Annotated in this window: 10 protein-coding genes; 3 read left to right on the forward strand and 7 right to left on the reverse strand. The window is 64.4% G+C overall.

The annotated features are described in order from the left end of the window. Positions 1-46: 46 nt before the first annotated feature. From ACXAJT_RS08780 to urtA, 7 genes are all read right to left on the reverse strand, one after another. A complete protein-coding gene (locus ACXAJT_RS08780; protein WP_475234580.1) occupies positions 47-1291 on the reverse strand; it encodes a carbohydrate ABC transporter permease in 1245 nt (414 codons plus the stop codon). 68 nt (positions 1292-1359) lie between these two features. Then, positions 1360-2709, reverse strand: coding sequence for an ABC transporter substrate-binding protein (locus ACXAJT_RS08785; protein ID WP_475234581.1), 1350 nt, complete (start codon positions 2707-2709; stop codon positions 1360-1362). A 256-nt stretch (positions 2710-2965) separates the two neighbouring features. Further along, positions 2966-3661 carry an urea ABC transporter ATP-binding subunit UrtE gene (gene urtE / locus ACXAJT_RS08790; RefSeq protein WP_475234582.1) on the reverse strand — a complete coding sequence of 232 codons (696 nt, stop codon included), beginning with the start codon at positions 3659-3661 and terminating at the stop codon, positions 2966-2968. 26 nt (positions 3662-3687) lie between these two features. Next, positions 3688-4428, reverse strand: a complete 741-nt coding sequence (gene urtD, locus ACXAJT_RS08795; RefSeq protein ID WP_475234583.1) for an urea ABC transporter ATP-binding protein UrtD — start codon at positions 4426-4428, stop codon at positions 3688-3690. Then, positions 4425-5660, reverse strand: a complete 1236-nt coding sequence (gene urtC / locus ACXAJT_RS08800; RefSeq protein WP_475234585.1) for an urea ABC transporter permease subunit UrtC — start codon at positions 5658-5660, stop codon at positions 4425-4427. The genes urtD and urtC overlap by 4 nt, the downstream gene beginning before the upstream one ends. Positions 5661-5844: 184 nt before the next feature. Next, positions 5845-7803 carry an urea ABC transporter permease subunit UrtB gene (urtB, locus tag ACXAJT_RS08805; protein WP_475234586.1) on the reverse strand — a complete coding sequence of 653 codons (1959 nt, stop codon included), beginning with the start codon at positions 7801-7803 and terminating at the stop codon, positions 5845-5847. 91 nt (positions 7804-7894) lie between these two features. Beyond that, a complete protein-coding gene (gene urtA, locus ACXAJT_RS08810) occupies positions 7895-9184 on the reverse strand; it encodes an urea ABC transporter substrate-binding protein (RefSeq protein ID WP_475234587.1) in 1290 nt (429 codons plus the stop codon). Between the two features lie 478 nt (positions 9185-9662). Between urtA and ACXAJT_RS08815 the strand changes: the two genes are divergently transcribed. From ACXAJT_RS08815 to ACXAJT_RS08825, 3 genes are read left to right on the forward strand one after another with little or no spacing between them, the layout of a single operon-like run. Continuing rightward, positions 9663-11087, forward strand: a complete 1425-nt coding sequence (locus ACXAJT_RS08815; RefSeq protein ID WP_475234588.1) for a circularly permuted type 2 ATP-grasp protein — start codon at positions 9663-9665, stop codon at positions 11085-11087. 4 nt (positions 11088-11091) lie between these two features. Next, entirely contained in the window at positions 11092-12045 is a 954-nt protein-coding gene (locus ACXAJT_RS08820; protein ID WP_475234589.1) for an alpha-E domain-containing protein, read from the forward strand. Next, positions 12042-12872, forward strand: coding sequence for a transglutaminase family protein (locus ACXAJT_RS08825; protein ID WP_475234590.1), 831 nt, complete (start codon positions 12042-12044; stop codon positions 12870-12872). The genes ACXAJT_RS08820 and ACXAJT_RS08825 overlap by 4 nt, the downstream gene beginning before the upstream one ends. Positions 12873-12934: the final 62 nt, after the last annotated feature.

Below are 12934 nucleotides of genomic sequence, written 5' to 3' on the forward strand. Positions count from 1 at the left end.
CCCGGTCCGGCACAGGTCACCGGCGGGACGGTTTCAAAAACGCGCATCACAGACCCTCCTCCCGGCTCATCACGCGGAAGAAGAACAGCGAGAAGACGATCAGGGACAGGAAGATCACCACCGCCACCGCCGCGCCCGCGCCGATGTTCGACAGGGCGAAGGCCTGCTCATAGACGTTCACCGTCAGCACGCGGGTGCCAGCGTTGCCGCCGGTGAGCAGGAAGATGTCGTCGAACTTGTTGAAGGTCCAGATAAAGCGCAGCAGGAACAGAACCGAGAGGATCCCCAGAAGCTGAGGCAAAGACAGATAGCGGAACTTCTGGAACGGGGAGGCCCCGTCCATGTCCGCGGCCTCGTACATGTCGGTGTCGATCGACTGCATCCGCGCGAGGATGAAGAGGAACGACAGCGGGAAGTAGCGCCAGACCTCGAAGAGCGTCACCATGATCAGAGCCAGAGGCCGCTCGCCAAAGAAATTGATGGCCTGAGAGGTCACGCCCATCTGCATCAGCAGCGCGTTGGCCGAGCCGGAGTAGGGATCGAAAAGCAAGATCCACGCAAAGGCCACGGCGATCACCGGTGCCACGTAGGGAAACAGGTAAAGGCCGCGCAGGATGCCCTGACCGCGAAAGCTCTTGTCGAGCAGCAACGCAGCAAAAAGCCCCATGATCAGCGCGCCAGCGGTGCCGAAGACGGTGTAGAAGATGGTGACGCCGAGCACCGACCAGAACTCTGAGCCGTCGAAGATGCGGGCAAAGTTCTCCAGCGTGAAGCTCGAGAAGGAGGTCAGAACGTTGTTGGCCTTGCCGGTGATCACCGGCTCGGTTTCTTCCACGTCCGGGCCCTCGAAATAGCTGGGTTCTGCCGCCACGGGGATGCGGATCTGGTCGCGGAAACCACCCTCCCAATCGCCGAGATCGCAGCTGAGCCTGGCGCCGTCGAGCGTGCAGCGCGGGTCCATCTCGGTGGCGGTCAGCCCCTCGGGCCAGGTGTCGGTCAGGGTGACGCCGGTGATCGCCTGATCCTGCGACGAGTTGCGCAGGCGGTAGCGCAAGTAGGCGTCGGGGTCGCCCTCGTCGAGATCGCCGCGAATGTCCTCGCGCACCACCGGGGCGGGCGGGCGCAGTTCGGCGAGGCCGATGGGTTTGAAGGCGATCCAGAACACCGCGAGCAGCGGCAGGATCACCACCAGCGCCACGGCGGCGAGGGTGGGAAAGAGCAGGCCCCAGGCGAGCCGCGCCTCGCGGCGGGCGAGCGGGCCCATGCCCTTCGGTGGAACGGGTTCCATCATGGACACCCTCCGGTCTTACACGTCGAAAAACGCGGGGCGCCAGGAAAGCGCCCCGCTGTATCAGCAGTTTACTGGATCGCGCTCAGCTCTTCGTTGAGCTGGCTGACCGCCTCGGCGGCGTCGATCTGATCGTCGATAAAGGCGCGGACCACGCGGTTCACCGCTTGGCTGTTGACCATCTTCGAGGCGAGCGCCATCTGGCCGACGTCGGCGCCCCAGCGCTGCGCCACGTCGAGGCCGGCGACAAGTTCGTCGACCGTGTCCTCGCCGTAAAGCTCGCCAAGCGATCCCTGACGGTCGACGCCGACCGGCAGCTCGGACCATTCGTTGACGAACATCTCGGGATCATCGTCGGTGCCGCGGCGGACGGGGAACTTGCCTTCCGGGGCGATGGCCAGCGTGTCGAGATAGCCCTGATCCATCGAGAACTTCACGAAATCCTCGGCGACGTCGGTGTTCGCATCGCCGGTCACGCCGAGAAAGTTCAGCTCGGCGAAGGCCGCGCCATCGGGGTTCGACGGGCCCGAGAAGTTGGTGACGATACCGGTCATCGAGGCCAGTTCCGCCGAGGTCGGATCGTCGTTGATGGTGGGCGGCGCGCTGTCGCGCAGGCCGGCCAGTTCGTCAAGAATGAAGGGTGACCAGATGGTCATCGCGGTGTTGCCCGAGAAATAGATCGTGCGCGCCTGATCCCAGTAAAGATCGCCCGGCGGTGAGGCTTTGGCGATGGCCTTGTAGAAGTCGAGCACTTCGGTGGTCGCCGCCTCGTCAAGCTCGGCAAACCCGTCCTGACCGACCGGCGACACGCCATTGGCAAGGAAGACATGCTCCAGAACCTGACTCATGAAAGCCTCGTCGACCTTCGTGGCGGCAACGAAACCGTACATCTCGGGCGGGTTGTGCAGCGCATCGAGCGCAGCCTGAACGTTGGCATAGCTGGTTGGCGGCTCCAGCCCGGCCTCGTCGAACAGGTCCTTGCGGTAGATGATCATCTGCGTCCAGCCGTCGGCGGGCACCGAGGCGAAGCCGTCGTCGAACTCGGCCATTTGCAGCGCGCCGGGGGCGAAGGTGGCGCCGCCCAGGTCCTCGATGATGTCGGTCGCCGCGTCGGGGTCGAGGATGCCCGCCTCGGCCCACGGCAGGGCGTAGGACAGCGGGTGGTAGATGACATCGGGCATATCGCCAGCGGCATAGGCGGCGGTGGCGCGGGTGCCCATCTCGCTTTCGGTGACCGGGATCACCTCGACCTCATGGCCGGTTTCCTCGGTGAAGGCCTGCGCCATGGCTTCTTGCTTGGCAAGTCGCTCGGGCTGCTCTTCGATGGTCCAGAAGCGGATGGTGTCCGCCTGCGCCATGCCGGCGGTCAGCGCCAAGGTCATGGCGGTGCCGCCGAGAATGCGGCGTTTGATGGATGTCATGGTGTCCTCCTGTTGTCGGTCTTTGAACCAGCGGGCAGAAGGGGCGGCTCATGTGATTGAGCCGGGCGCTTACTTTGCAATCTGAGGGGGGTGCCGCCGCACGCGTCGGCGCTGCGGCGCAGAATGCGCTCCTCCCTCGAAAACCCCTTCACCAACATATGCATGTCAACAATCTCCTGCGGGGAGACTTGGGGCTCAAAGCGCTTTAAGCAAGGAAAAAAGACGCCGCAACGCAGCAACTTAAGAGGTTTCCGGGTCAGATCGAGACTTTTTCGAGCAATGCGTCGCGATCGATCTCTCCGGACTGTCCGGAAAGCGACACAGCGCCCCGGGTGACGGCATAGAAGCTGTCGGCAAGTCCCCACGTGAAATCGAAATACTGCTCGACCAGCACCACTGCCATATCGCCCTGATCGCGCAGCTGCGCGATGACCCGGCCGATCTGCTGGATGATGTTGGGCTGGATGCCTTCCGTCGGCTCGTCGAGCAGCAACACGCGCGGGCGGCTGATCAGTGCGCGGGCGATGGCAAGCTGCTGCTGCTGCCCGCCCGACAGGTCGCCGCCGCGGCGCTGCAGGAAGTCCTTGAGAATGGGGAAGAGCTCGAAGATATGCGCCGGCACGCCGCGCTCGGACCGCTCGAGGCAGGCAAAGCCGGACTCGAGGTTCTCCTGCACGGTCATCAGTGGGAAGATCTCGCGCCCCTGCGGCACGTAGGCGATGCCCGCCCGCGCGGCCTGATAGGCGTTGAGATGGTCGAGCGGCTTGCCGTCGAGCGTGATGCTTCCGCCCGAATAGGGGTGCCGCCCGGCGATGGCCTTCAGCAGCGAGGTCTTGCCCACGCCGTTGGTGCCCATCACTGCGGTGACCTTGCCGGGCTGCGCCGCAAGGCTGATCCCATGCAGGATCTGGCTCTGCCCGTAGTGCAGGGTGAGGTTGTCGACCTTCAGCATCTCCGGCCCTCCGTCACAAATTCCGGTTATCGTCCGAGGTAGACGTCGATGACGTCCTGATTGGCGGTGACGTGATCCAGCGAGCCCTCGGCCAGCACCGATCCTTCGCAGAGCACCGTCACCTTGCAATCGAGCCGCCGCACGAACTCCATGTCGTGTTCGACCACCACCACCGCGTGTTTCTTTGCCGCGCGGCGCAGCAGGTCGGTTGTGTGCTCGCGCTCGGCCGGGGTCATGCCTGCGGCGGGCTCGTCGACCAGCAGCAGCCGCGGGTCCTGCGCCAACAGCATGCCGATCTCCAGCCATTGCTTTTGCCCGTGGCTCAACTCTCCCGCGATCCGGGTGAGCTGGTCTGTGAGGCCGATCTCCGCGGCGATCTCGTCGATCCGCTCGGCCCCGGCCTTCGTCTTGCTGTAAAACAGCACATCGAACGGGCCACGTTTGTTCTTCAGCGCCATGGCGAGATTCTCGCGCACGGTCTGCGCCTCGAAGACGGTGGGCTTCTGGAATTTGCGCCCGACGCCCGAGCGGGCGATCTGGCTTTCGCTCATCTTCAGCAGCGAGACGGATTTTTCGCCCCACAGCACACGGCCCTCGTCGGGGCGGGTCTTGCCGGTGATGATGTCCATGAAGGTGGTCTTGCCCGCGCCGTTGGGGCCGATGATCGCCCGCAGTTCCGGCTCGCCAATGCGGAAGGAAAGGTTGTTGATTGCCTTGAAGCCGTCGAAGCTGACGGAGACGCCGGACATCTCGAGCAGGGTGTTCATTTCTCTTCCTCCCCCTCGGAGGTGCGATGCGCGCCCATGTCGGGGCCGAAGTCGCCCACGCGCTCGGGCACCGGGTGGCGGCGGGTGAACAGATCGAAGATGCCGCCGATGCCCTTGGGGGCAAGCAGGGTGACAGCCACAAAGCTCAGCCCCAGCAGCACCAGCCACCAGTCGGTCCAGTTGATTGTGTAGAAGCCAAGGTTGACGTTGGGCGCGCCACCGCCGGTGAACCAGCTCGACAGCAGCGAGACCACGGCAGCGCCGAGCGCCGCGCCGTAGAGCCGCCCGCGCCCGCCGATGGCGACCCAGACCGCGAGGTAGATCGAAGCGATGGGGGCGATCTCGGCGGGGTTGATGATGCCCGCCTGCGGGTAATACAGCGCCCCGGCAAGGCCCGAGACGATGCCCGTGAGGGTGAAGATGAAAAGCTTGTAGCTCTCCACATGGTAGCCAAGGAAGCGCACCCGGTTTTCATTGTCGCGGATGCCGCGGATCACCGATCCCATCTTGCCCGACACCACCCAGGCAAACAGCAGATAGCCAAGGCCAAGTGCCGCCGCCGAGGCCCAGAAGAACCAGATCGAGATCGTCGCCTGCGGCACCGCGTCGAGCCCCGGCAAATTCTGCAGGCCGGAAAGCCCGTTGTTGCCGCGCAGCCCGGCCTCGTTCTGGAACAGGTAGAGCGACAGCGCCAGCGTCATCGCCTGCGTCAGGATCGACAGGTAAACGCCGGTGACGCGGCTGCGGAAGGCCAGCCAGCCGAAGACCAGCGCCAGCACCCCCGGCACCAGCACCACCAGCAGCAGTTGCAGCGTCAGACTATGCGCAAAGCCCCAGAGCCACGGAAATTCGGCGCTGCCGACCACGCCAAAGATCTGCTGGCCGATGGCGTCGTGGATTTCCTCGGGGGTGGGCGGGATAGGTGCGGCGCGCAGGCTCTCGGCGATGATCAGCTCGGTGCGGGCGTACATCAGCCACATGCCGATCATGTAGCCCCCGAGCCCGAAGAAGGCCATGTGCCCGAGGCTGAGGATGCCGGTGTAGCCCCAGACCACGTCCATCGCCACCGCAACCAGCATCAGGCACAGGGTCTTGCCCAGCGTTTTCACGAAGGAGGTCGAAAGGAACCCGGTGCCCGTCGCGGGCGCCAGCACCGTCACCAGCACCACGAAGAGCGCGAGAGCGAGCAGGAACCATGCGACGGACTTGTTCTGCGCGAAGAAGCTGGTCATGCGGCGGCTCCCTTGGTCAGGAGGGGGAGGGGGCGCTGCCCCCGAGCCGCGGCGCGGCTCTCCCCCGGGATATTTGGATCTAGACGAAGCGGCGGGCGCGGCGCGGCTTTGGTCTGTCCGCAGGTGCGCCCGAGCGGGGCGGTGTGCGCGGGGACGTGGTTGGGCGCGGTCGGCATGGCCATGATCAATCTCCCGCCGCGCGGCCCTTGAGGGCGACGATGCCCTTGGGGCGGAACTGGATGAAGAGGATGATGAAAAGGATCATGTAGGTCTGCGCCGCCAGCGTGTTGCTGGGGTTCATCCACTCGATGCCCTTTTGCAGAACGCCGATCAGCGCGGCGCCCGCCAGCGTGCCCCAGACGTTGCCGACGCCGCCGACGACCACGGTCATGAAGCTCTGCACAATGTAGTTGGCGCCCATCTCGGAGGTGACCTGCGCGTAGAGGCCGATGGCGATGCCGGCGATGCCGGCGATGCCCGAGCCGAGGCCGAAGGTCAGCATGTTGATCTTGTCGGGATTGATGCCCATCGAGGCGGCCATGCCGGGGTTCTGGGTGACCGCGCGCACCTCGAGGCCGATGCGGGTCTTGTTGAGGATGAACAGGATCAGGCACAGGAACACCAGAGCCAGCACGAAGATTGCGATACGGATGTTGGCGATGCCAGCGACGTCATTGATGATCCACGCGCCGTCGAGCCAATGCGGCGAGGTGAGCGGGCGGGCCTGCGTGCCGAAGATGTTCTTTGCCAGCTGCTGCAGCGCGATCGAGATGCCGAAGGTCGCGAGCAGCGTTTCCAGCGGGCGGTGGTAAAGCCAGCGGATGACCAGCCGCTCCATCGCCACGCCGGCGGCGAAGGTGATCGCGAAGGCCAGCGGCAGCGCAACGATCAGCGACAGCGTGTAGTCGGGGATGATTTGCTGCACCACGTAGCCGGTGTAGGCGCCCATCATGATGAACTCGCCGTGGGCCATGTTGATCACCCCCATCACGCCAAAGGTGATGGCAAGGCCGATGGCGGCGAGGAAGTAGATCGAGGCAAGCGACAGAGAGTCGAGCCCGAAGTCCACCGTCTGCCACAGGCCCACGCGGGTGCGTACGCTTTGCAGCGCGTCTTCAGCGGCGGCGGTGATGGCGGGATCGTCCTCGGTGTATTCCTCGTAGAACACGTGGGAGGCAAGAGCGGCCTCGCGGTCCGCGTCGGTGACCCGCGGCGGCACGCTGCCCGCTTCGGCCAGCGCGGCATAGGCGCGCTCGCGTCCGGCCTCGGTGCCAAGCTGCCCCACCGGCACGCCAGCAACGGTGCCGCCGTCGATATTGGCGGTGAGCGCGGCCTTGATCTGCTCGCGGCTCTGGACCGGCTGCGCAAGATCGGCATCGACGAGACGGGCATAAGCCTCCGCCTCGGTCAGGTGTTCGCCGGGGATCAGTTCGCGGGCGATGTTGGCGTCTTCGGGCAGGCTCTTCGCGACGCCGGCGCGGGTGGTGAGGATCTGGTTGAGCACGGCGCGCACATCGACGCTGAGCTCTGACGAGAGCGCCGCGATGGCTTCGATGCGCGCCTCGGGCGTGGCGCCGAAACTGGCGGTGAGCATGCCGTCGAGGCGGCGCTTGCGGGCCAGAACGCCGGGGTCTTCTTCGGTTTCGATGGAGGCGCGCAGCGGTTCGATCTGGTCCGCGGACGGGCTGCGGGCGATCGAGTCGAGCGCGGCGATGCGGTTGTTGATGTCCGGGTCAGACAGTTGGAACTGCACCAGCGCGCTGGCGATCACCCGGCGCACACCGCCGTTGGGGCGGATCTGGTCCATCGCGTCGTCCGGCGCCGTCCCGGCGGGCGCGCCGGTGGCGATGTCGGTGAGCGCGTAGGCGTCGCCTTCTTCTTCGGCGTAGAAGAACTGGCCATCGCTTTCGCGCTGATAGACGTCGCGGTCAGCCCACGCCTGCAGGAAGTCGGGCACGGCGGGATCGCCTGTGTCGACGAGGGCGGCGATAAGCTCGCCCACGGTCTGGCGACCGGGACTGGCGACCTCGTCGGAATATTGCTGCAGGATCGCCGTGAGGCCCGTCTGCTGTGCCAGCGCCGCGATGGGGGCGGTGATCAGGCAAAGCAGGAGCGCAAGGACAGGCAGAAGCGCGCGCGGCATGGACGGCCCCCGGATAAGCTACGGAAAGTCGGAAACGGATGCGGCGGGCGCGCGGATAAAAGGGCGCGCCCGCCGACTTCACGGCGTCAGATCAGTAGTTCGACTGGATCTGCACACAGCTTTCGGTGTCGGTGTTGTACATGCCGCACTCGAGGTCTTTCCAATCGGAGGTCAGAACCGCGGAGTCGGGCAGGTAGTCGGTCCATGCATCGCCCGGAACCGGATCGGTTTCCGAGATGATGTCGAACATGCCGTCTTCGCGGATCTCGCCGATCAGCACCGGCTTCGAGAGGTGGTGGTTCACGCCCATCACGGCGGTGCCGCCGGTCAGGTTCGGGTATTCCTGCCCCCACATTGCTTCGCGCACGGCGTCGACATCGGTGGTTTCGGCCGCTTCGACCGCGTTCACCCACATGTTGAAGCCGATGTAATGGGCCTCCATCGGGTCGTTGGTGACGCGGGCCTCGTCGCCGATGAACTCATGCCACTGGGCGATGAACTCGTCGTTCTCGGCGGTGTCGGCGGTCATGAAGTAGTTCCACGCGGCGAGGTGGCCGACGAGGTTGGAAGTGTCGAGGCCCGAGAGCTCTTCTTCGCCCACCGAGAAGGCCACCACGGGGATGTCGTCTGCCGAGACGCCCTGCGCCGCCAGTTCTTTGTAGAAACCGATGTTGGCGTCGCCGTTGATCGTCGAGATCACGCCGACCTGCTTGCCGTCCGCGCCGAGCGCGACCACGTCGGAGACGATGGTCGACCAGTCGGAGTGGCCGAAGGGGGTGTAGTTGACGAAGATGTCTTCTTCCGCGATGCCCTTGTCCTTGAGGTAGGCCTCGAGGATGCGGTTCGTGGTGCGCGGGTAGACGTAGTCGGTGCCGAGCAGGGCGAACTTCTCGACTCCCAGTTCGTCGAGGAAGTAGTCGGTGGCCGGGATCGCCTGCTGGTTCGGCGCGGCGCCGGTGTAGAAGACGTTCTTCGAGCTTTCTTCACCCTCGTATTGCACCGGGTAGAAGTAGAGCGCGTTCAGCTCTTCGATCACCGGCAGCACGGCCTTGCGCGAGGCGGAGGTCCAAGAGCCGAAAATCACGTCGACCTCGTCGTTGGAGATCAACTCGCGCGCCTTTTCGGCAAACAGCGGCCAGTCCGAGGCAGGGTCCTTCACCACCGCTTCAAGCTCGCAGCCCAGCAGGCCACCGGCCTCGTTCTGCTTTTCGATGAGCATCAGCATGGTGTCTTTCAGGGTGGTCTCGGAAATCGCCATGGTGCCAGAGAGCGAGTGCAGCACGCCCACTTGGATCGGGCAATTGGCTTCCTGCGCCGAAACCGCACCGGCCGAGATCATGGCGAGCGCCGCCACGGAGGAAAATTTCATTGTTTTGATCATGTTCAACATCCCTAGAGAGCGGACTCTGGGGTCCCGCGACGCTCGGCTCTTTGATGGCCGGATATCTTCGCGGGTCCTCCTCCGCTTCGATTATCGTTGTGCTGCAGGCGGCAGCCCTTTTGTCGGGCTTTGGCCGCTGCAACTCCCCGTTGCTGCGCCGTTTTATCGAGCGCCCTTTCGAGATACCCAAGGTGCGGCGGCGCGCCACAGGCTTGCGGGGCTGGGGTGGCGTGTCGAGCTGCCGTGCTTAATTTGGGGGCGGATTGCCCATGGTGTGCTCAATTGTTGTGCTTTTTTAGTGCGATTTCTGGCCGAAATTGTTCTAAGCTAAGCGAATAGGTGCGGCGTCTGGATTCGAGATGGGGAAATCGCTCTTTTTTTGGGCAACCATTTCGGCGGGAAAGTCGTTTTTCGATACGAGGGGCTTTTCCTCCGGTCGGGAAACATGGAACGTGAGCCTCAGAGCGAAGGGATTGTCATGAGCGCCACGAAGCCAGCGATTTTCAATGAGATGTTGAGCGGCGAAGAGGTTCGCCCGGCCTATCAGAATTTAGAGAAATGGTATCGGTCGATGCCGACCGAACTGCGCAGCCTAAAGCAAAGCGAGGCGGAGGCGCTGTTCAGGCGGGTGGGGATCACATTCGCCGTTTATGGCGAGGGTGGAGACCCGGAACGGCTGATCCCGTTCGATATGTTTCCGCGTGTGCTGACGGCGCTGGAATGGCGCAAGATGGATCGCGGCGTGCGGCAGAGGGCGGCGGCGCTGAACGCCTTTCTGGCCGATGTATATGACCGCCGCGAGATTATCCGGGCGGGCCGAATCCCCGAACATCTGGTCACCAACAACGAGGCGTTCGAGAAGGCCGCCATCGGCTTCCGCCCGCCGCGCGGTGTGTTCAGCCACATCGTCGGCGTCGATCTGGTGCGCACCGGGCCCGATCAGTTCTACGTTCTTGAGGACAACTGCCGCACGCCCTCGGGCGTCAGCTACATGCTGCAGAACCGCGAGATCATGATGCGGATGTTCCCGCAATTGTTCATGGAAAACCGTATCCGCCCGGTCGACGGCTACGCCGGGCTGCTGCGCAAGACGCTGGCCTCGGTCGCGCCGCAGAAGTGTCAGGGCGAGCCGAATGTGGTGATCCTTACCCCGGGTCAGTTCAACTCGGCCTATTACGAGCACAGCTTCCTTGCCGATCTGATGGGCGTGGAACTGGTCGAGGGGCAGGACCTCTTTGTCGAGGGTGACTTCGTCTGGATGAAGACCACCGAAGGTCCCAAGAAGGTCGACGTGATCTATCGCCGGATCGACGATGCGTTCATCGATCCGCTGTGCTTCCGGCCCGACTCGATGCTGGGTGTGCCGGGGTTGATGAGCGTCTACCGCTCCGGCGGCGTCACCATCTGTTCGGCCCCCGGCGCGGGCGTGGCCGACGACAAGGCAATCTACACCTTCGTGCCCGAGATGATCCGTTTCTACCTTGGCGAAGAGCCGATCCTCGAAAACGTGCCGACATGGCAATGCGCCAAACCGGACGACTGCAAATACGTGCTCGAGAACCTTTCGGAATTGGTGGTGAAGGAAGTGCACGGTTCGGGCGGCTACGGCATGCTCGTGGGGCCGAAGTCCGACAAGTCGACCATCGAGGCCTTTGCCGCCAAGATCCGCAAGCACCCCGAAAACTACATCGCCCAGCCGACACTGGCGTTGTCGGCCTGTCCGACCTTCGTCGAGGAAGGCATCGCGCCGCGCCACGTCGACCTGCGGCCCTATTGCCTTGTTGGCGAGAACATCGAGCTCGTGCCCGGCGGGCTGACCCGCGTGGCGCTGACCGAAGGGTCGCTCGTGGTGAACTCGTCGCAGGGCGGCGGGGTCAAGGACACCTGGGTATTGGCGGAGTGACGACATGCTGAGCCGGACTGCAGATCACCTCTACTGGATGGCCCGCTACATCGAGCGCGCCGAAACCACCGCCCGTCTTCTGGAGGTCGGCGCGCGCAATGCGCTGCTGCCCAACGCCTCGGGCGGCTATCGCAACGACTGGGAAGCGGTGCTTCTGGCGAAGGGGACCCTCGATCCGTTTATCGAGAAGTACAAAGACACCAACCAGCGCAATATCGAGACGTTCCTGTTCTTCGATGCCGACAATCCCAGTTCGGTGTTTTCATGCCTTTCTGCGGCGCGCGAAAACGCGCGTGTGGTGCGCACGGCGCTGACCGCCCCGGCGTGGGATGCGATCAACTCGGCGTTTCAGGAACTGAAGCAACTGCAGCGCACCGAGCGCAGCAAGCTGATGGTCACCGACCTGTGCGAATGGACCCTGCGCGCCTGCCAACTGATCCGTGGCGCCATCATGTCGACGCAACTGCGCAACGATGGTTATGACTTCATGGGCATCGGCACCACCATAGAGCGGGCCGACAACACCGCCCGGCTGATCGACGTGAAGTACTACGTGCTGTTGCCGTCGGTGAACTACGTCGGGTCCGGTCTGGATCAGAGCCAATGGGCGCTGCTGCTGCAGTCGATGACCGCGCAGCGGGCCTTCAACTGGAGCTATCAGGGCGAGATCACCGCAGCCAAGATTGCCCATCTGCTGATCCTCAACCGCCGTTTCCCGCGCTCGCTGCGCGCCTGCGTGCAATGGTATTGCGAGCATCTCGATGATCTGGCCGAGAACTACCAGACCGGCACCGAGGCGCAGGAGGTGGCGCACAAGCTGCTCGACGATTTGCGCGGGGCCACGGTGGACGATATCTTCGAAGAGGGGCTGCACGAGTTCCTTGCCCGGTTCCTGACCCGCAACGCCGAGGTCGCGACAACCGTGCACAATGTCTATCTGAGTGGGATGCCGGCATGAGACTCTCCGTCCGCCATATCACCCGATATCGCTTTGATGCGCCGGTGCGCGGCATCGTCCAGTCGCAAAAGCTGTGGCCCGCGTCGAGCGCGGGTCAGCGCGTGCTGTCGTGGGAGGTCACGTCCGAAGGCGCACAGACCGGAGCTGAATTTGTCGATGGCGCGGGGGACATGATCCGCCTTGCCACATGGCGCGGGCCGCTGACCGAACTGACCGTCGAAGTGCTGGGCGAGGTCGAGACCACCGATCTCTTCGGCGTGCTGCGCGATCATCGCGAGCGGGTGCCACCGTCGGCCTACCTGCGCCCGACCCGGCAGGTCGAGGCCGACGCCGAACTGAAAGCGCTGTCAGCGGTGGCGATGAAAGGCTTGGAGGGGGCCAGCGCGCTCGACCGCGCGCATGCCCTGAGCCACGCCGTGTCGGGCGCCATCGCCTATAAGCCGGGCGAAACGCAGCCGCACACCACCGCCGCCGAGGCGCTTTCGGGGGGCGTAGGCGTTTGTCAGGATCATGCGCATGCGCTGATCTCGGTGGCGCATGTGGCGCAGATGCCGGCGCGCTACGTCACCGGTTATCTGCAGGCGAACGAGGATGGCAGCCCGCATGAGGCCAGCCACGCCTGGGCCGAGATCTGGGTGCCCGAACTGGGCTGGGTCGGTTTCGACGCGGCCAACGAATGCTGCCCCGACGACCGGTACGTGCGGCTTGGTTCCGGCTACGACGCGCTCGATGCGGCGCCGATCCGCGGATTGGTGCAGGGCGCCGCGCCGGAAGAGAACCTCGAGGTGGAAGTGGTGGTCACCGCAGGACAACAGCAGCAGCAATGAGTGACGGACCTATCCGTTCGTTCAGGATTGCCCGGCTAGGCTGAGAGAGCTATATCGGTGCG

Source organism: Salipiger sp. ABF4_146 (assembly GCF_056161345.1).